This window comes from Terrabacter koreensis, from assembly GCF_054783315.1.
Window position 1 is genome coordinate 1,780,844 of the sequence record NZ_BAAGQU010000004.1, and the last position, 19,471, is coordinate 1,800,314.

A 19,471-nucleotide genomic window follows, 5' to 3' on the forward strand; every position below is an offset into this window, starting at 1 on the left:
CGGGTAGGGGTGGACTGACAAGGACCACCGCGTGTGGTTAGATATATCTTGACGTCAAGATAAATCGAGCACCGTGACATCTTCAGTTGCTGGAAGGAGCCCGTCGTGGGCAGTGTTGACAGCTTCAAGGCCAAGGGGACCCTCGAGGTCGGTGGCCAGTCCTACGAGATCTACCGCCTCGCAGGCGTGGAGGGGCACGAGACGCTGCCCTACAGCCTCAAGGTCCTCCTCGAGAACCTGCTGCGCACCGAGGACGGTGCGAACATCACCGCCGACCACATCCGCGCGCTCGGCTCGTGGGACGAGAACGCCGAGCCCGACACGGAGATCCAGTTCACGCCCGCGCGCGTGATCATGCAGGACTTCACCGGCGTCCCCTGCGTCGTCGACCTCGCCACGATGCGCGAGGCCGTCGCCGACCTCGGGGGCGACCCGGCCAAGATCAACCCGCTCGCCCCCGCCGAGCTCGTCATCGACCACTCGGTCATCATCGACGTCTTCGGCCGGGCCGACGCCTTCGAGCGCAACGTCGAGATCGAGTACCAGCGCAACCGCGAGCGCTACCAGTTCCTGCGCTGGGGCCAGACCGCCTTCGACGACTTCAAGGTCGTCCCGCCGGGCACCGGCATCGTCCACCAGGTCAACATCGAGCACCTCGCCCGCACCGTCATGGTGCGTGACGGCGTCGCCTACCCCGACACCTGCGTCGGCACCGACTCGCACACGACGATGGTCAACGGCCTCGGCGTGCTCGGCTGGGGCGTCGGCGGCATCGAGGCCGAGGCGGCCATGCTCGGCCAGCCCGTCTCGATGCTCATCCCGCGCGTCGTCGGCTTCAAGCTGAGCGGCTCGATCCCCGTCGCAGCCACCGCCACCGACGTGGTCCTCACCATCACCGAGATGCTGCGCAAGCACGGCGTGGTGGGCAAGTTCGTCGAGTTCTACGGCGAGGGTGTCTCGCAGGTGCCGCTCGCCAACCGCGCCACCATCGGCAACATGAGCCCCGAGTTCGGCTCGACGTGCGCGATCTTCCCGATCGACGAGGTCACCCTCGACTACCTGCGCCTCACCGGCCGCTCCGACGAGAGCGTCGCCCTCGTCGAGGCGTACGCCAAGGAGCAGGGCATGTGGCTCAAGGCGGGCCCGGACCAGCCGGAGGCCCGCTACAGCGAGTACCTCGAGCTCGACCTGTCCACGGTCGTCCCGTCGATCGCCGGCCCGAAGCGTCCGCAGGACCGCATCGCCCTGACCGACGCCAAGGAGTCCTTCCGCAAGGTGCTGCCCACCTACGTCGCGCACGACGAGGGCGACGCCGGCGAGGCCGAGTCCTTCCCGGCCAGCGACCCGGGCATCGACGACGGCGGGGAGAAGCCGGCCGACGGAGCGACCAACGGGCGCCCGTCGAAGAAGGTGGCCGTCAAGGACGCCGACGGGCGAGAGTTCGAGATCGACCACGGCATCGTGTCGATCGCCTCGATCACGAGCTGCACCAACACCTCGAACCCGTCGGTCATGATGGCGGCGGCGATGCTCGCCAAGAACGCCGTCGAGAAGGGCCTCACGGTCGCCCCGTGGGTCAAGACGTCGATGGCGCCCGGCTCCAAGGTCGTCACGGGCTACTACGACAAGGCCGGCATGTGGCCCTACCTCGAGAAGCTCGGCTTCCACCTCGTCGGCTACGGCTGCACGACGTGCATCGGCAACTCGGGCCCGCTCAACGACGAGATCTCGGCGGCGATCAACGAGCACGACCTCGCCGTCACCTCGGTCCTGTCGGGCAACCGCAACTTCGAGGGTCGCATCAACCCCGATGTCAAGATGAACTACCTCGCGAGCCCGCCGCTCGTCATCGCGTACGCCCTCGCCGGCACCATGGACTTCGACTTCGACTCCGAGCCGCTCGGCCAGGACACCGACGGCAACGACGTCTTCCTGGAGGACATCTGGCCGGCCCCGGCCGACGTCGAGGAGACGATCGCGGCGAGCATCAACCAGCAGATGTTCGCCGACGACTACGCCGACGTCTTCGCGGGCGACGAGCGCTGGAAGTCACTGCCCACCCCCGAGGGTGACACCTTCGCCTGGGACGCCGAGTCGACCTACGTGCGCAAGCCCCCGTACTTCGACGGCATGTCGATGGAGACGACGCCCGTCGCCGACATCGAGGGCGCCCGCGTGCTCGCCAAGCTCGGCGACTCGGTCACGACCGACCACATCAGCCCCGCCGGCGCCATCAAGAACGACAGCCCCGCCGGCAAGTACCTCGCCGAGCACGGCATCGAGCGCAAGGACTTCAACTCCTACGGCTCGCGCCGCGGCAACCACGAGGTCATGATCCGTGGCACGTTCGCGAACATCCGCCTGAAGAACCTGCTCCTCGACGGCGTCGAGGGCGGCTTCACGCGCGACTTCACCAAGGGCGGTGAGCAGACGACGATCTACGACGCCGCCCAGAGCTACGCCGCGGCCGGCACGCCGCTCGTCATCCTGTCGGGCAAGGAGTACGGCTCGGGCAGCTCACGCGACTGGGCAGCCAAGGGCACGAGCCTGCTCGGCGTGAAGGCCGTCATCGCCGAGAGCTACGAGCGCATCCACCGCTCCAACCTCATCGGAATGGGCGTCATCCCGCTGCAGTACCCGGCTGGGCAGAACGCCGACTCGCTCGGCCTCGACGGCACCGAGACCTTCACGATCACCGGCATCACGGCCCTCAACGAGGGCTCGACGCCGAAGACGGTCAAGGTCGTCGCGACGAAGGACGGACAGGAGTCGAGTGCCGTCACCTTCGATGCGGTCGTGCGCATCGACACCCCCGGTGAGGCCGACTACTACCGCAACGGCGGCATCCTGCAGTACGTGCTGCGTTCGCTCGTCGCGAGCTGACGTACCCTGCCGTCCGACGGGCCCGGTCTCCGCACGCGCGGGGCCGGGCCCGTCGCCGTCGGCCCCGACGCGCCGCCGCGTCCGGCCGGATGGCATGCTCGTCCGGTGAGCGAGCGACACGCAGTCCTGACCGTGTGGGAGTCGGGCTTCGACTGGAGCCCTGCAGCCGACCTCACCTACGCGGATACCCACGTCGACGGTGCCCCTGAGGTCACGTACTCTGCGCGCACCTGGGAGTCGCCGGTCGTCGAGCTGCCTTTCGCCGCAACGGAGCTCATTCCTTCGTGGAACGCGCGCACGCCGCGCGGCACCTGGCTCCACGTCGAGGGACGGGTGGCCGACGACTCCGGGTGGACGCCGTGGTTCACCTTCGCGCGCTGGGCCGACGACGACCCGGCGGGGGAGTCGCCGATCACGCGCACGACGGTGCGCGGACAGCACCTCGAGGCGGGCCAGGTCTCCACCGACACGTGGCTCTCGGCGCCGGGTCGAGGCTTCGACCGCTGGCAGCTGCGCCTGACCGCGCTGGCCGGTCGAGCGGCGGAGGCGGCAGAGGTCCGGCTGGTGGCCGGGGCGGCGCAGCGCATGTGCATCGCCGCCGACGAGCCGACGAGCGAACCCGGGGTCGGCCGCGGGCACGAGGTCCCCGTGCCGCCGCGCTCGCAGCGGTTGCACGTCGACACCTTCCCCGACTGGGACCGGGGCGGCCAGTCCTGGTGCTCGCCGACCTCCACGACCATGCTGCTCGAGCACTGGGGGGCGGCGCCCACCGCCGAGGAGGTTTCGTGGGTCGGGCACGACACCGACCCCGAGGTCGTCCACGGCGTGCGCCGGGTCTTCGACCGGGCGTACGGCGGTGCCGGCAACTGGGCGTTCAACGCGGCATACGCCGGGGCCCGTGGGCTCCGGGCGTACGTCACCCGGCTGCGCGACCTCACCGAGGCCGAGGCCTTCGTCGCGGCCGGAGTGCCGCTCGTCGTCTCGGTGACCTTCCGGGAGGACGAGCTCGACGGTGCGGGCTACGACACGAACGGCCACCTGCTCACCATCGTCGGCTTCACCGCGGACGGCGACGTCGTCTCCAACGACCCGAACTCCGGCCGGATCGCCAGCAACGACGAGGTGCGCCGGGTCTACCGCCGCGACCAGTTCGAGCGCGTCTGGCTCGGCGACAACGGCGGGCTCGCCTACGTCGTGCACCCACCCGAGCTTGTCCTGCCGCCCGCTCCTTCCGAGGCGAACTGGGCCTGACACGTCATTTTCCTGCGCGGAATGTCCTGAATGCGAGATCTTCCTCCGCGAAGCCCCCACGGCGGACGCCGCGAGTGTTGACTGGCCCACGCGATTCCCCTCTCCCGGAAGGTGTGCCATGCCCAGTCGTTCGTCCGTGTCCGTCACCCCGTTCCAGCCCAGCCGCCGTGCCCTGCTCACGACAGCCGCGGCCGGTGCCGCCCTCGCCTCCGTCGGGGGAGTGGTGGGCGCTCCCCGGGCCCGGGCGGCGGCCAAGAATGCCGGGCCCGCACGGCACGTCGCCTACCGCTCGTGGTCGGGCGCCGAGCTCGTCTTCGGGCCCTTCGACCGCACGGTCGAGCACGTCGACCCGCACGCCACCTCGACGACCCCGGTGCTCTACGACGTCGCGACGTGGACCTCGCCGGTGGTGGTTCCGGGTTTCGCGCTCACCGAGCTGGTCGCGTCGTGGAACGCGTCGACGCCGGGCGGCTCCTGGGTCGAGATCAGGGTGCGCGGCACGAGCGGCGGGATCGTGACGAAGGACTACGTGCTCGGCCAGTGGGCCGCCAAGGACCCCGCCGACGGCGGCGGCATCCACCGCACCTCTGTCTCGGGACAGGGCGACACGGTCGCCACCGTCTACACCGACACCCTTGCCACACGGAGCGGATACGCCCTCAGCGACTGGCAGCTCGAGGTGCGGCTGCTGCGGCCGCACGGCACCATCGACACGCCGTCGGTCTCCAGCGTCGGCGCCTTCGCCTCGGCGCTGCCCGACGAGAAGAAGGTCGCGCGCAGCGCGAACGGTCCTGCGTGCGGCACCGTGCTCGACGTGCCCGCGTACTCCCAGGAGGTGCACGTCGGGCACTACCCGCAGTGGGACAACGGCGGTGAGGCGTGGTGCTCGCCCACCTCGACGTCGATGGTCGTCGACTACTGGGGTGCGGGGCCGTCCGTGGCCGAGACCGGCTGGGTCGACCCGCCCGTCGACGCACAGGTCGACTTCACCGCACGCAACGTCTTCGACTACACGTACGACGGCGCGGGCAACTGGCCCTTCAACACGGCATACGCGGCCACGCGAGGCGACCTCACCGGTTTCGTCACGCGCCTGCGCAGCCTCGCCGAGGCGGAGCTGTTCATCGCCGCAGGCATCCCGCTCGTCGCGTCGGTGTCGTTCAAGAAGGGCGAGCTCTCGGGCGCCGGCTACGGCACGAACGGCCACCTCATGGTCATCGTCGGCTTCACCCCCGACGGTGACGTCGTCTGCAACGACCCGGCGTCGCACCTCGTCGCGAGCAACGACCAGGTGCGGGTGACCTACGACCGTGAGCAGTTCGAGAACGTGTGGGTGCCGCACAGCGGCGGCATCGTCTACGTCATCCGCCCGGCCGGCCGGGCGCTCCCGCAGGCCCCTGCGGAGGCGAACTGGTAGCCGTCACGGGACCCGGTCGGTGACGCAGTACGGGGCGCCGGCCGGGTCGCGCAGCGTCGTCCAGCCGCCGCCGTGGTCGGCGACGACCACCGCGCCCAGGAGCTCGTGTCGCGACACCTCGGTGGGGCGGTCGTCGCAGGCGAGGTCGAGGTGACCGGTCACGGTCACCGACTCGGCGTCGAGGCGCTGCAACAGCAGGCGCACCGGGACGTGGTCGGGGCGAGCAAGATGACGGAACTCCTTGCGGCTCGGTGACGTCCGCTGGGGCCATCCGGTCAGCATCGACCAGAAGGCGCACTCGCCCTCGTACGCGTCGGGTGGGATGTCGAGGCACACCTGGTCGACGATGCTCGCGTGCGGCCAGCGGGTGGGCCCGGGGCGCCTGGCGAGCTGCTCGTGGACGAAGCAGAACGTGAACCCTCCGGGGGAGCGCAGGACGACGTATGCGTCGGTCTCGCGGTGCACGACCGTGGCGCCGAGGGACTCGGAACGAGCGGCTGCGTCCGTGGCCGATGCGACATGCAGGTCGAGGTGCACCGACGGGCCCGTCGGGGTGGCACCACCCGCACCGGTGCGCTGGAGCTTGAGGAACGGATCGCCGTCCGGGGGGACGAGCGTCGCGAACTCGCCTTCGTCGCCACGCGGCGGCGAGACGGCATACCCCGTGACCCCCGTCCAGAAGCGCGAGCCCGCCTCGTGGACCTGGGGCGGCAGGTCGAGGAAGGCCGTCACCCAGCTGACCGTCGTCATGGCCGAAGAGTAGGACAGGCACACTGGAACCATGCCCACGCCGACCGGACACACCCCGCCCGGGTGGCCGCACGGCGTCCCCCCGGCGCACACGCCGGGGTGGGAGGACCGGGCCGTCCTCTGGATGCTCGACCAGTGCCCACCCGACTACCGCTCGTATGCCGGCTGGCGGCGCCACCCCATCGCGCTCGCCTGGCTGACCGGCCGGCACGTCGACGGCCAGGTGGTGGCGATGCGCGACGCCTGGCGCGAGGCGCGGGTGGCCATCGGACCGCACGTGCCCGCCGAGGCGCTCACCGAGATCCTCGGGCAGATCGAGGCGGAGGGCATCCGCCTCATGGCGGCGTCCCGGTCGGTCAAGCTGCTCCACGAGGCGCTGCAGGGCAAGGTCTTCGCCCCGCGCCTCTAGCCGCAACCGTTGAACAATTGCCAAAACCGTGAAATATTGCCGGAATGCGCAATGAAGCGGCGGGGCGTTTCGCCGCCCTGGCCGACCCGGTCCGACTGTCCACGGTGGAGGCGCTGGCCCGCGGCCCCCGGGCTGCCGGCGACCTCGCCCGGCTGGCCGAGGTCTCCCCGTCCGTGATGAGCCGCCACCTTCGCACCCTGCAGGAGGCAGGGCTCGTCGTCGACCAGCGAGACCCCGAGGACGCGCGGCGCCGCATCTTCTCGCTCCACGGCGACGGTCTCGTCGCCGCGCGGGCCTGGATGGACCAGGTGCAGGCGCAATGGGGTGAGCAGCTTGCTGCGTTCAAGGCGCACCTCGAGGCGGGCGACCTGCACTCATGACCGCGCGGCCGGAGGCGCGAGCGACGGTGCAGGTGTCGGCGCCGCCCGTCCGCGCGTTCGAGGCGTTCACGGCCGAGATCTCGTCGTGGTGGGTGCCCGGGCCGATCAACTACTTCGACGCGGGCCGCAGCCCGACGATGCACGTCGAGCCCGGGGTCGGTGGTCGAGTGCTCGAGCGGTACGCGGACGGTGAGCTCGTCATCGCGCGGGTCACCGACTGGGAGCCCGGTCGGCGGGTCTGCTGGGACGGCGTCGTCGACGACTCCCGCACCGTCGTGACGTTCGAGGCGATCGATGAGGACGGCCTCGCCGGGACCACGGTCGCCGTGCACCAGTACCTGCGCGAGGGAGGCGAACGCGCCTTCCTCTTCTGGCCCAACGTCATCGGCTGGCTCGTGCCGTGGTGCGCGACGGTTGCCGACCCAGAAGCTCCGCCCACGAGGGCGGGATCCCCCACCAGAAAAGCTGATCCGTCATGACCACACCTGCCGAGATCCTGCGCGCCGCCCAGACCGTGGTGCTCCACGACTGGCCCTCGCAGGAGGTGCCCGACGAGCTGGTCGCTGCCGGCCTCGACGTCACCTACCAGGGAGGCCCCGACCCCGACGACCTCTACGTGACGAGGCTCGTCGACGGCCGGCCCGACACCCAGAAGGCCGGGACGCTGCCGCAGAGCGCCGACGTCATCTACAGCCACCGACCCATCGAGGAGATGCCGCGTCTGCTCGAGGAGGCGCAGGCGCTCGGGGCCCGCGTGCTGTGGCACCAGTCGGGTGTCGACGAGCACGGTGGCAAGGACCCCCGTGGGGTCCACCTCGACGACCAGGAGGCCGGAGAGCGCGCACGACTGGCGGCAGACGCCGGCGTGCAGTTCGTCACGGAGCCCTACATCGTCGACGCCGCCAGGGAGGCGCGGAAGTGATGGTCGTGTGACGGTCGTGACAGTGGTGTGCGTGCGCGTGTGGGAGGCCCGTCCCGTCGACCCGTAGACTCGATCGACTTCACCGAACACCCGAGAGGACGACGCAGCGTGGCCCTGCTGGAGACGATCACGAGCCCTGCAGCGCTCAAGGCGCTGCCGGCGACCCAGCTGCCCGCACTGGCTGAGGAGATCCGCACCTTCCTCGTCACCGAGGTGTCCAAGACGGGCGGCCACCTCGGGCCCAACCTCGGCGTCGTCGAGCTGACCATCGCCCTGCACCGCGTCTTCGACTCGCCGCGCGACACGATCGTCTTCGACACGGGTCACCAGTCCTACGTGCACAAGCTGCTGACCGGCAGGCACGACTTCAGCAAGCTGAAGAAGCAGGGCGGACTGTCCGGCTACCCCAGCCGCGCGGAGTCCGAGCACGACGTCGTCGAGAACTCGCACGCGTCCACGGCCCTGTCGTGGGCCGACGGCATCGCGAAGGGCCGCCGGCTGCGCGGTGAGACCGGAAGGCACACCGTCGCCGTCATCGGCGACGGTGCCCTCACCGGCGGCCTGGCGTGGGAGGCGATCAACAACATCGCGGTCGACAAGACGCTGCCCCTCACGATCGTCGTCAACGACAACGAGCGTTCGTACGCGCCCACCATCGGCGGTCTCGCCGACCACCTCGCCACCCTGCGGACCACTCGTGGCTACGAGCGGTTCCTTGACTGGGGCAAGCGGTCGCTCGCGAAGACCCCCGTGGTCGGTGGGGCCATGTTCGAGACGCTGCACGGCGTCAAGAAGGGCATCAAGGACATCGTCGCGCCGCAGGGCATGTTCGAGGACCTCGGCCTGAAGTACATCGGCCCGGTCGACGGGCACGACGAGCAGGCCGTCGAGCGGGCGCTGCGCAAGGCCAAGGACTTCGGCGGCCCGGTCATCGTCCACGTCATCACCCAGAAGGGGCGCGGCTACCAGCCCGCCATCGACGACGAGGCCGACCAGTTCCACGGCGTCGGCAAGTTCAACCCCGAGACGGGACTGCCCTTCGAGGTGTCGGGTCGCATCTGGACCGACGAGTTCAACGAGGAGATGGTGGCGATCGGGGCCGAGCGCCCCGACGTCGTCGCGCTCACCGCCGCGATGCTCATCCCCGTCGGGCTCGACGGCTTCGCCGCCGCCTACCCCGACCGCGTCTTCGACGTCGGCATCGCCGAGCAGCACGCGGTCACCATGGCCAGCGGGCTCGCGTACTCCGGTCTGCACCCGGTCGTGGCCATCTACGCGACGTTCCTCAACCGTGCCTTCGACCAGCTGCTCATGGACTGCGCGCTGCACAAGGCCGGCGTCACCTTCATCCTCGACCGGGCCGGCGTGACCGGGAGCGACGGAGCCTCGCACAACGGCATGTGGGACATGACCCTCACCTCGATCGTGCCGGGCCTGCGCCTCGCGGCCCCGCGCGACGGCGAGCAGGTCAAGCGCCAGCTGCGCGAGGCCCTCGACGTCTCCGACGCCCCGACCGTGATCCGCTTCCCGAAGGGTGACGTCGCCGACCCGCTCACGGCCGTGCGCACCAGTGGCGACGTCGACGTGCTCTTCGAGAACTCCGGCAAGGATGTCGACCTGCTCGTCGTCGGTGTCGGCGCCTTCGCCTCCCTCGCGATCGAGGCCGGCGAGAAGGTGGCCGCGCACGGTCGCGACGTGCGCGTCGTCGACCCGCGCTGGGTGCTGCCCGTCAGCGACGACCTCGTCGAGCTCGCCCGCCACGCAGGCGCGGTCGCGGTCATCGAGGACAACCTCGTCAGCGGGGGCGTCGGCTCCGCCATCACCCTCGCCCTGGGCGCAGCCGGCGTCGACGCGCCGGTCCACACCTACGGCATACCGAAGCAGTTCCTCGACCACGCGTCCCGCGGCCAGATCCTCGAGGAGCTCGGCCTCACCGCCGACCAGGTCGTCGCCGACCTCGAGCCGCGGCTGCGCTGACGGGGAGCCCACACTCCACCTCTGTCAACCGCCACGACGCACCGACGGCGGGTTAGGGTGCGGCATGGCAGGCGAGTCGTACACCGTCGTCCCACTCAGCCCTGAGACCTGGCCGGCGTTCGACGCGCTCGTGCAGCGGCACCACGGCATCTTCGGTGGCTGCTGGTGCATCTGGTTCCACCCCGACGGACCCGAGCGCGGACAGGGTGCGGAAGCCAACCGGGCACTCAAGAAGGCCTACGTCGAGAAGGGCGAGGCGCACGCCGCACTCGTGATGGACGGCGACGAGGCCATCGCGTGGGCCGAGTACGGCACTCCGGCGGAGCTGCCCACCCTCCACCACCTCAAGCAGTACGACGCGACGAAGACGGCAGACCCTGACTACCGGATCACCTGCGTCTTCGTCGACCGACGTCACCGGCGCCAGGGGGTGACGGAGCTGGCCATCAACGGCGCGCTCGACCTGATCGCCGAGGCCGGCGGCGGCCGGGTCGAGAGCTATCCCCACGACCTGACCGACCAGACCAAGAAGATGTCGTCGTCGTTCCTCTACAACGGCACCCGTCGGCTCTACGAGCGGCTCGGTTTCACCTACGACCGGCCCAAGGGCCTCAAGAACTGCGTCATGGTGAAGATCGTCGACCCCTGCTGAACGGGACCCGTGACGTGACGGCGTCATGCCGCACCCGAGATGTTTGCGACTCGCCGCGACGGGCACGTACAAGCGTGCGACTACGCGACCACCACAAGGGGGACCTGCTCCTCACCGCCCTGACGGCGGCCGCCGGTGTGGCTGCCGCCGCGAACGAAGCAGCCCGCTGGGCAGCGCGCCGTCGTCGGTCTCGGCGTCGGGTCACCCGTCGGGGTCGCTGAGCGAAGCGGCCTCGGTGCTGGGAAGATCGACCGGTGCTGCGACTCACCGACTTCATCATCGACTGCCCCGACACGATGACGCTGGCCGCGTTCTACGCCCAGGTGACCGGGAGACCGGTCAAGGAGGGCAGCGACGAACACTGGGCCGGCATCCAGTTCGGCGACATCGAGCTGGCCTTCACCCGGGTGGAGGACTACCGCGCCCCGCAGTGGCCCGACGGTGCGCACCCCAAGCAGTTCCATCTCGACTTCGAGGTCGACGACGTCGACGGCGAAGAGCGCCGCATCCTCGCCTTGGGCGCGAACCGGCGGCAGGACTCCATCGGGGCCGACGGCTACGGCTGGCGCGTCTACACCGACCCCGTCGGCCACCCGTTCTGCCTCTGCCGCAACAAGGGCGTCACCTGGACCGGCCAGGGCCCCGTCTGGCCCGAGCGCCGGTAGCGCGGCCCCGACGTGCAACGGCGAGGACATCGCGGCGCGAACCGCTCCGCCGTCCTCGGGAACCTGGGCCGGCCTGCGGCGGTAGGCGCCAGCCGGCGTCGCGAGTCCTGTTCGCCGTCCGATCCGTCGCGCCCGCCGCACCGTGGCTCCGATCAGGTGGGGGTGAGGTCGACGAGGTGCAGGTGGAGGGTCCCGCCGGTGGGGGCGGGGTAGCGCCGTCCGAGGCGTGGGCGTGGGCGTCGTGCAGGTCGGCGGCCAGGGATGCGACGTGGTCCCAGTCCTGCTCGATCTGTCGCGCGCTCCCCATGCCCCTATCGTACAGGTGTTCGAACAGGCAGAGAAGAGTTGTCCACGCGAAAACCTATGCGCACAAGACGAATTCACGACGGTGCACCGCGATCCGTTGCATGAGGCGCCACCACCTGAATCTCGCCCCTGATGGATCCCAACCACATGCGTACGACGGGTTTGTGGTTCCCGGTCCCACCGACGGACCTTGAAGGCTCACCTAGGTTCGCCGAAACGGTTGGGCGTCAACGGATCTCGTTGCAGCAAAGGCGCGAGCGCCCACCAGAGGTGGAGGACATCGGTGTCCAAGCGGTGGAGTCTCGCGCTGGCGAGCGCCATGATCACCCTGTCGGTCGCGGCCTGCGGGTCCCCTGGACAGCCCGGCGCGCCAGCCGCCGGTGATGCCTCAGGTGCGGGTGCCGCAGGTGGGGGCGCGCCCTTCAAGGTCGGCCTCGTCTACTCGAAGTCGGGCCCGCTCGCGAGCTACGGCGCGCAGTACCGCCAGGGTCTGACGGCCGGGATCGACTACGCCACGAAGGGAACCGGCAAGATCGGCGGCCGCTCGATCGAGATCTCCGAGCAGGACGACGCGGGTGACCCCGCCAAGGCCGTCGCGTCGGCGACCGACCTCATCGGCAAGGGCAACAAGATCATCGCCGGTTCGACCTCGAGCGGTGTCGCACTGCAGGTCGCGCCCCTGGCGAAGGACAACAAGATCCTCTTCGTGTCGGGCCCGGCCGCGGTCGACGCGGTCACCGGCGCCAACCGCTACACGTTCCGCTCGGGTCGACAGACCTACCAGGACGTCGCCACCGCCGGCAGCATCCTCGGGGACGTCAAGGGCAAGAAGGTCACCGTCCTGGCGCAGGACAGCGCCTTCGGCAAGGCGAACGTCGCCGCGGTCACGGCGATCCTCGGAGCCAAGGGCGCGACGGTGGACGCCGTCGAGGTGCCGGCCGCCGCGACCGACCTCACCCCGTTCGCCACGAAGGTCAAGGGGGCGGCACCCGACCTGCTCTTCGTCGCGTGGGCGGGAGCGAACGCGACGGCCATGTGGACCACCCTCGGCCAGCAGGGCGTCTTCGACCAGACCAAGGTCGTCACGGGTCTCGACATCAAGCCCACCCACCCGCTCTTCGGTGAGGCGGCGACCAAGATCAACTTCCTGTCGCACTTCTTCGACGGCGCCGCCGACAACCCGGCCTACCAGGCCCTCGACGCAGGGCTGAAGAAGCAGGGCTCCACCGTCGACCTCTTCACCAACGACGGATTCGTCGCCGGCCAGATGATCGTCCACGCGCTGGAGGGCGGTGGTGACGACGTCGACAAGATGGTGACCTCCCTGGAGGGCTGGTCGTTCGAGGGCCCCAAGGGCAAGCTCGAGATCCGCGCCGAGGACCACGCGCTGCTGCAGCCGATGTTCACCGCGACGCTCGAGAAGGACGGCAGCAACGTCATGCCGCAGCGCGTGGACACGCTCGACCCCGCAGTGGTCGCCCCGCCCGTCACGCCCTTCAAGTGATCGGACCCGTCTCGTCGTGATCAGCGCTGAAGCGGTCGGCTGGAAGGTCGGCGGAGCCCAGATCCTCGACGACGTGTCGCTGTCCGTCGGGGCCGGTGAGCTGCTCGGCATCATCGGCCCCAACGGGGCGGGCAAGTCGTCGTTCGTGAACGTCCTCAGCGGGGTGACCAGGCCCACGACCGGTCGGATCACGCTCGGGGACGACGACGTCACGCGTGCCAGTGCCACCAGGCGGGCCCGACTCGGTCTGTCCCGGTCGTTCCAGACGTCCGCGCTCTTCGACGGCCTGACCGCGGGGGAGAACGTCCGCCTCGCCGTGCAGGCCGCCGGCCCGCGGCCGTTCTCGCCGTGGCGTGGGGCCGGTTCGTCGTCGAGCGAGGTCATCGAGTCGCTGCTGACCCGGGTGCGTATGCCGGGTCGCGGGCGCACGCTGGCCCGTGACCTCTCGCACGGCGAACGTCGCAAGCTCGAGCTCGCGATGTCCCTCGCATCCGAGCCGAGCGTGCTGCTGCTCGACGAGCCGATGGCCGGGGTGTCCGCGGAGGACGTCGACGGGCTGACGGAGATCATCGGCGAGGTGCGTGACGCGGGCGTCGCGGTCGCCATGGTCGAGCACCACATGCACGTCGTCCTCGGGCTCGCCGACCGCGTGGCCGTCCTGCACCACGGCGAGCTGCTGGCCGTGGGAGCGCCGGCCGAGGTCACGTCCGACGAGCGGGTCCAGCAGGCCTACCTGGGAGAAGCGCTGTGAGCGAAGAGAGAGCCATCCCCGACGCGACGCCGGAGGTGCAGCCACGCCCGGTGCTGTCGCTCGACGACGTCCACGTCCGCTTCGGCGGCTCGCACGTGCTTCAAGGCGTCTCGTTCGACGTCCCCTCCACGGGGGTGACGGCACTGCTCGGGCGCAACGGCGTCGGCAAGACGACCACGTTGAAGGCCGTCATCGGGCTTGCGCCGCGCTCGGGGCGGATCCTGCTGCAGGGCAGAGACATCCAGGAGCAGGCGACGGCACGCATCGTCCGAGCCGGACTCGGCTACGTCCCCGAGGACCGTGAGGTCTTCGGCGGCCTGACCGTCGACGAGAACCTCCGTCTCGTCGACCCGGACCTCGGCGTCGACGCCCCGGTCGTGGCGGAGCTCTTCCCCGACCTGGTCAAGCGGCGCGGTCAGCGCGCCGGCACGCTGTCGGGCGGGCAGCAGCAGATGGTCTCGCTCGCGCGCGTCCTCCTGCGCGACAACGCGCTGCTGCTCATCGACGAGCCCACCAAGGGACTCGCACCCAAGCTCGTGACCGAGGTGGCCGACGTCCTCGCCGAGGTCGCGCGCACGACCCCGATCCTGCTCGTCGAGCAGAACCTGCCGCTGGTGCGTCGCATCGCCGAGCGGGTCGTCGTGCTCGACGCCGGTGAGGTCGTGCACCGCGGCGCCGCCGCCGACCTCGTCGCGGACGTCGAGCTGACCCGGGAGCTGCTCGGCGTCTCGATGCGACGGGAGGGCGCCGCGTGAGCGACCTCGTGCTGCTCCTCGTCACGGGCCTCGGTCTCGGGGCGCTCTACTTCATCGCCGCGAGCGGGCTGAGCCTCATCTACGGCCTCATGGGCGTGCTCAACTTCGCGCACGGCGCGTTCATGACCGCGGGCGCCTATGCCGGCTGGCTCACCATGGACGCGCTCCCGGAGTCATGGCCCACAGCGTCACGTCTTGTGCTCGCGCTGCTGGTCGCCGTCGTCGTCGGCACCGTGATCGGCGTGGTCGTCGAGGTCGTGTTGATCCGTCCGCTCTACCGCCACCACATCCAGCAGGTTCTCGTCACCGTCGGGCTCTCGCTGGCGGGCGTCGCTGCGGCACAGGGCATCTGGGGGTCGGACCCCCGCCCCGTCGACAAGCCGGTCTGGATGACCACGACCAGCGACGTCCTCGGCGCGCGGCTGCCGAACGACCGGCTCGTCTACGTCGTCGTGGCCGTGGCGCTCTTCCTCGGCCTGATGGCGCTGCTGCACCTGACCCGGCTGGGCCTCGTGATCCGTGCGGGCGTCGAGAACCGCACCATGGTGGAGGCGCTGGGCATCAACGTCCGCCGAACCTTCACGGTGGTCTTCGCCATCGGCGGCGCCGCAGCCGGGCTGGCTGGGGTCCTCTACTCCCAGTACGCCGGCGCGGTGTCTCCGGCGCAGGGCGGGTCGCTGCTCATCTTCGCCTTCATCGTCGTGGTCATCGGTGGCATGGGCTCGCTGCCGGGAACCGCGGTCGCGGCCGTGGTCGTGGGCCTCGTCCAGCAGCTCGCGAACTACTACGCGGCGAGCGGGGTGGGCGACCTGTCGGTCGTGCTCCTCCTCGCTCTGGTCCTCCTGCTCCGCCCGACGTCCCTGAAGGTGGCCCCGGCATGACGTCATCGACGCAGACACCCCCGGCCGTCCGCGCCTCGACAGGAGGTCCTGACAGCCCGGACGGCCCGGCGGGGACGCAGCCGCGTTCCTCCCGTGCCCGTGTCCTGCTGCGCGCGATCCCCGCGCTCGTCGTAGTGGCCATGCTCGCGTACCTGCCGTACGTCGCGGCCGAGCTTCCCGGCATCCTGCCCGGTCGCGTCAACGGCCCGGGGTCGATGCAGCTGCTCGCCACCTGCCTCGTCGTCGGCGGGATCGCCCTCAGCTACGACGTGCTCTTCGGTCGCACCGGGCTGCTCAGCTTCGGGCACGCCCTGTTCGTGGCCGCCGGCAGCTACCTGCTGACGATCTCGCTGTCCACCTGGGACCTGCCGCTGCCCCTGGCGGTGGGTGTCGCGCTGGGCCTCTCGACGCTGCTCGCTCTGGCCGTCGGTGCGATCGCCCTGCGCGTCGGCGGTATCGCCTTCGCCATGGTGACGCTCGCGTTCGCGCAGGCGGCCTCCATCGTCGTGATGCGCAACCCCGGTGGCCTGACCGGCGGCGAGGAGGGGAAGCCGCTCGACCGCGTCGCCCTCCCGGGCCTGTTGGTCGGGGTCTCGAACGCGCCGTACCGCTACTGGCTGGCGCTCGGGTTCGTCGTCGTCGCCTGGGTGTTCGTGAGCCTGCTCGTCCGGTCCCGGGCCGGCCACGCGATGGCAGCCGTGCGCGAGAACGAGCAGCGCGCCGCCGTCCTCGGCTTCGGCACGTACCGGGTGAAGCTCATGGCGATCGTGGCCGGCTCGTTCCTCGGGGCGGTTGGCGGCGTCGTCCACGCCCTCGTGCTCGGGGGCTCGAACCCGCACCTGACGACCTCGGAGTTCACCCTCTCGTTGCTCGTCATGGTGGTGCTGGGCGGTGCCGGCCACCGCTGGGGAGCCGTGCTCGGCGGGGTGCTCTACACGTACGCCGACGCGCGGCTCGTCGAGGTGAGCAACGCCGGCTTCCTCCACTCGCTGCCGGAGGTCGTGCGACAGGTCCTGTCGCAGCCTCTCTTCATCCTCGGCGCGTTCTTCGTCGTCGTGGTCTACTTCGCACCGTCGGGCCTGACCGGGCTCGGCGGCCGTCTGATCAGGAGAGCGGGGACCAGGTGAGCACCACGTCCGCCTTCGTCATCGAGCTGCCCGAGGGCAGCATCGCCATCCACGACCTGAGTCTCGGCAGCCCTCCCCCCGACGCACCGGTCGTGCTCGCCGTGCACGGCATCACGGCCAACGGCCTCTCGTGGCGCCGGGTCGCCGACGAGATCGGACACCGCCAGGGTCCCGGCGCCGTCCGCGTGCTCGCTCCTGACCTCCGCGGTCGCGGAGACAGCCGGTCGGCGCCGGCGCCCTACGGGCTGGCCGCGCACGTCGACGACCTCGTGTCGGTCGCCACGGCGTTCGCGGCCACGCCGGTGCTCCTCGGGCACTCGATGGGCGCGTTCATCAGCGCCCTGGCGGCCGCTCGCCACCCCGAGCGGTTCTCCGGCGCGGTCCTCGTCGACGGCGGCCTGGCCTTTCCCGTGCCGGACGACCTCGACGTCGACGCGGCGCTGCGGTCGGTCATCGGCCCGGCCATGGACCGGCTGTCGATGCGCTTCCCCGACCCGGCGGCATACCTCGACTTCTGGTCGCAGCACCCCGCCCTCGGGCCGGTGATCCGCGGCCCCGGCGGCGACGCCGCCCGCGCCTACATCGAGCACGACCTCGTCGAGGACGCGCCGGGGGAGTGGCGCAGCACGTGCGTGCTCGACGCGGTGCGCGCCGACGGGGCCGACGTCATGGCCGACCGCGAGACCCACGGCGCGCTGAGAGCGGCCGTCGCCGACGGGGTCGGCACGGAGCTCGTCTGGGCCGAGCGCGGCCTGCTCGACGAGCCGCAGGGCCTCTACGACGAGTCCCGTCTCGAGGCCCTCGGAGTGCCGTCCGAGGTGAGGGTCACGCGGGTCGACGCGAACCACTACGACGTCATCCTCGGCGAGCGGGGCGTCGAAGCCGTCGTCGACGCCGTCGACCGTCAGCTCGGGGCCTGAAGCGCGCGCAGACGCAGCGCGATCTGCAGCTCGAGCGCGTGCTCTGGCTGTTGCCACGTCTCGCCGAGCAGGGCCGTGATGCGCTCGAGCCGCTGCGACACCGTGTTGACGTGCACGTGCAGCGTGCCGGCCGCGTGGCGCGGGCTGCCGCCGGCGCCGAAGTACGCGGCGAGCGTGCCCACGAGGTCCGTGCCGCGACGCTCGTCGTAGTCGACGACGGGACCCAGCAGACGGCGTACGTACTCGTCGACGTCTGGCGCGGAACCGACGATGAGACCGGCGAAGCCGAGCTGGGTCGCCGCGGCGCCCTTGCCCCGGTGGCCCAGGGCGATGAGGGCGCCGACGGTGCGGTGGCCCTCCTCGTACGCCTCGGTGATGGCATCGACGTCGCTCACCGGTCCCACGCCGGCCACAGTGACGCAGGTGCGCTTGCCGATGCGCGCCGCCGCCGAGCGCGCGAGCCCGTCGGCGTCGGTGCCGGGCACGAGGGCGATGACGTCACCGTCGTGCGACCCCACGAGAGCAGCGTCGCCCGTCGCGGCGCTGGCGGAGATGAGCAGGGCTCGGTGGCCGGCCGACTCGTCGCCGCGCAGGACGAGCAGGCAGAAGGGCCGCTGCGGGTCGAAGCCCACGGTCTGGGCCAGGGTGAGCCGCTCCTCCCTCGAGCCGCGTGCGCTGACGAGGTCGCTGACGAGCCGGTTGCGGGCCGACTGGCGGGCGTCGGCGGCCTGCCGCTCGAAGAGCAGGACGAGGGCGGTGACGACGCCGGCGCGCTCGACGGTGCGCTGGTCGGAGTCGCCCAGGGTGAGCCCGCCCACGTAGATCGTGCCCAGACGCTCCCGCGCGGCCGTGACGGCCACCGCGTAGACGCCGTCCTGCTCGACGAGGCGCCCGGTGCCCAGCCCCGGAAGGGCGTTGAGGCTCGCGAAGGGGTCGTCGCCGCCGGGTGACGGCTCGGGCGCCGGACCGGCCGCGCTGTGGCGCTGGCCGTTCTCGTCGACGAGCACGGCCCAGCCGCCGAGCAGCTCGGCCAGGGCGTGCGTGATGTCATCGACGCCGCCCCCGCCCAGCACGAGGGAGGCGAAGCGGTCGTGGGCGGCAGCCGCCTTCTCGACGCCCTCGGCGTACTGCCGGACGGTCTCGTGGGCATCGGAGAGCGCTGCGAGCGCGTTCTCGGCGTCCGCCAGCGCGCGCGTCTGCACGAGCGTGACCGCTGCCAGCGTGGCCAGGTTGCCGAGCAGCCCGACCTCCTCGCGCGTGAACGGCCGGGACGAGCGGTTGGCGGCGAAGAGGACCCCCACGAAGTGCGACTCGACGATGAGCGGCGTGCCGCAGATCGCGATGATGCCCTCCTCGCCGACCGCGCTGTTGATCGCCTCCGTGTGCCGGAAGCGTTCGTCGGACCAGTAGTCGGCGGTCCAGTACGGCTTGTGCGTCGACGCCACGAGTCCTCCGAGACCGGCGCCCAGGGCGAGCCGCACCGACTGGAAGGCGGCCGAGACCGAACCGTCGGTGGCCCGCATGTAGGTGTCGCCGGCCTCCGGGTCGTAGAGGGTGAGGTAGGCGAGGTCGGTGCCGACGAGCCGGCGCGCGCGGCGGACGATGGCATCGAGCACCGACCCGGGGTCGCTCTCGGTCGCCAGCTCGCGCGCCGTGTCGAGCAGTGCGGCGAGACCCGCCTCGCGGTGCTGGTGCACCTCGCGCGCGCTCGCGATGCGCAGCGCGAGGTCGCGGGCCTCCGCCGGGGCGGGGGCGGCGGCGACCTCGGCGACGGGTGCGTCGGCGGCGAGCAGCTCGAGCAGGTGCATGACCTGCTGGGCGTGCTCGGTCGCGACCGCCGGGTCGGCGGTCTGTGACGTGTCGCTGGGGGTGGCCACGGGCAGATCCTAGGCGCGTCGCGGGCGGGCGATGAGGACGGACT

At 71.1% G+C, this 19,471-nt stretch carries 18 protein-coding genes; 16 read left to right on the plus strand and 2 right to left on the minus strand.

Going from position 1 to position 19,471, the window contains the following annotated elements; genetic code table 11:
• Positions 1–105: 105 nt before the first annotated feature.
• The 3 genes from acnA to ACYVNR_RS11060 all read left to right on the plus strand — a co-directional run bounded on the left by acnA (position 106) and on the right by ACYVNR_RS11060 (position 5,551).
• Complete coding sequence (gene acnA, locus ACYVNR_RS11050) at positions 106–2,883, plus strand: aconitate hydratase AcnA (protein WP_461048104.1); 2,778 nt, start codon at positions 106–108, stop codon at positions 2,881–2,883.
• 105 nt (positions 2,884–2,988) lie between these two features.
• The gene (locus tag ACYVNR_RS11055; RefSeq protein WP_461048105.1) at positions 2,989–4,134 is read left to right on the plus strand and encodes a peptidase C39 family protein; all 1,146 of its coding nucleotides are present in this window, start codon (positions 2,989–2,991) and stop codon (positions 4,132–4,134) included.
• A 118-nt stretch (positions 4,135–4,252) separates the two neighbouring features.
• Positions 4,253–5,551, plus strand: a complete 1,299-nt coding sequence (locus ACYVNR_RS11060) for a peptidase C39 family protein (RefSeq protein WP_461048106.1) — start codon at positions 4,253–4,255, stop codon at positions 5,549–5,551.
• Positions 5,552–5,554: 3 nt separating this feature from the next.
• On the opposite strand, the gene ACYVNR_RS11065 is transcribed toward ACYVNR_RS11060, so the two are convergent.
• Complete coding sequence (locus ACYVNR_RS11065) at positions 5,555–6,301, minus strand: VOC family protein (RefSeq protein WP_461048108.1); 747 nt, start codon at positions 6,299–6,301, stop codon at positions 5,555–5,557.
• 31 nt (positions 6,302–6,332) lie between these two features.
• Between ACYVNR_RS11065 and ACYVNR_RS11070 the strand changes: the two genes are divergently transcribed.
• From ACYVNR_RS11070 to ACYVNR_RS11130, 13 genes are all read left to right on the plus strand, one after another.
• On the plus strand, positions 6,333–6,710 hold the full coding sequence (locus tag ACYVNR_RS11070) for a hypothetical protein (RefSeq protein ID WP_458800468.1): 378 nt from the start codon (positions 6,333–6,335) through the stop codon (positions 6,708–6,710).
• Between the two features lie 44 nt (positions 6,711–6,754).
• Positions 6,755–7,090, plus strand: a complete 336-nt coding sequence (locus tag ACYVNR_RS11075; RefSeq protein WP_045192493.1) for an ArsR/SmtB family transcription factor — start codon at positions 6,755–6,757, stop codon at positions 7,088–7,090.
• Positions 7,087–7,569, plus strand: coding sequence for an SRPBCC family protein (locus ACYVNR_RS11080; RefSeq protein ID WP_461048110.1), 483 nt, complete (start codon positions 7,087–7,089; stop codon positions 7,567–7,569). Before ACYVNR_RS11075 ends, ACYVNR_RS11080 begins: the two co-directional genes overlap by 4 nt.
• On the plus strand, positions 7,566–8,012 hold the full coding sequence (locus ACYVNR_RS11085) for a CoA-binding protein (protein WP_461048112.1): 447 nt from the start codon (positions 7,566–7,568) through the stop codon (positions 8,010–8,012). Before ACYVNR_RS11080 ends, ACYVNR_RS11085 begins: the two co-directional genes overlap by 4 nt.
• A gap of 108 nt (positions 8,013–8,120) precedes the next feature.
• Positions 8,121–9,989 (plus strand): 1-deoxy-D-xylulose-5-phosphate synthase, encoded by a 1,869-nt coding sequence (gene dxs, locus ACYVNR_RS11090; RefSeq protein ID WP_461048113.1) that lies wholly within the window; start codon positions 8,121–8,123, stop codon positions 9,987–9,989.
• Positions 9,990–10,053: 64 nt separating this feature from the next.
• Positions 10,054–10,641, plus strand: coding sequence for an N-acetyltransferase (locus ACYVNR_RS11095; protein WP_461048115.1), 588 nt, complete (start codon positions 10,054–10,056; stop codon positions 10,639–10,641).
• A gap of 254 nt (positions 10,642–10,895) precedes the next feature.
• Positions 10,896–11,306 (plus strand): VOC family protein, encoded by a 411-nt coding sequence (locus tag ACYVNR_RS11100; protein ID WP_461048116.1) that lies wholly within the window; start codon positions 10,896–10,898, stop codon positions 11,304–11,306.
• 589 nt (positions 11,307–11,895) lie between these two features.
• Positions 11,896–13,116, plus strand: a complete 1,221-nt coding sequence (locus tag ACYVNR_RS11105; protein ID WP_461048118.1) for a substrate-binding domain-containing protein — start codon at positions 11,896–11,898, stop codon at positions 13,114–13,116.
• 16 nt (positions 13,117–13,132) lie between these two features.
• Complete coding sequence (locus ACYVNR_RS11110) at positions 13,133–13,867, plus strand: ABC transporter ATP-binding protein (RefSeq protein WP_461048119.1); 735 nt, start codon at positions 13,133–13,135, stop codon at positions 13,865–13,867.
• Complete coding sequence (locus ACYVNR_RS11115) at positions 13,864–14,622, plus strand: ABC transporter ATP-binding protein (RefSeq protein ID WP_461048121.1); 759 nt, start codon at positions 13,864–13,866, stop codon at positions 14,620–14,622. The genes ACYVNR_RS11110 and ACYVNR_RS11115 overlap by 4 nt, the downstream gene beginning before the upstream one ends.
• Entirely contained in the window at positions 14,619–15,503 is an 885-nt protein-coding gene (locus ACYVNR_RS11120; RefSeq protein ID WP_461048122.1) for a branched-chain amino acid ABC transporter permease, read from the plus strand. Before ACYVNR_RS11115 ends, ACYVNR_RS11120 begins: the two co-directional genes overlap by 4 nt.
• Positions 15,500–16,630, plus strand: coding sequence for a branched-chain amino acid ABC transporter permease (locus ACYVNR_RS11125; RefSeq protein ID WP_461048124.1), 1,131 nt, complete (start codon positions 15,500–15,502; stop codon positions 16,628–16,630). Before ACYVNR_RS11120 ends, ACYVNR_RS11125 begins: the two co-directional genes overlap by 4 nt.
• Positions 16,627–17,550: an alpha/beta fold hydrolase gene (locus ACYVNR_RS11130; protein WP_461048125.1), complete on the plus strand. Its 924-nt coding sequence runs from the start codon at positions 16,627–16,629 to the stop codon at positions 17,548–17,550. Before ACYVNR_RS11125 ends, ACYVNR_RS11130 begins: the two co-directional genes overlap by 4 nt.
• On the opposite strand, the gene ACYVNR_RS11135 is transcribed toward ACYVNR_RS11130, so the two are convergent.
• Positions 17,535–19,427, minus strand: coding sequence for a helix-turn-helix domain-containing protein (locus ACYVNR_RS11135; protein WP_082080687.1), 1,893 nt, complete (start codon positions 19,425–19,427; stop codon positions 17,535–17,537). The two genes, ACYVNR_RS11130 and ACYVNR_RS11135, sit on opposite strands and share 16 nt — an antisense overlap.
• Between the last annotated feature and the right edge of the window lie 44 nt (positions 19,428–19,471).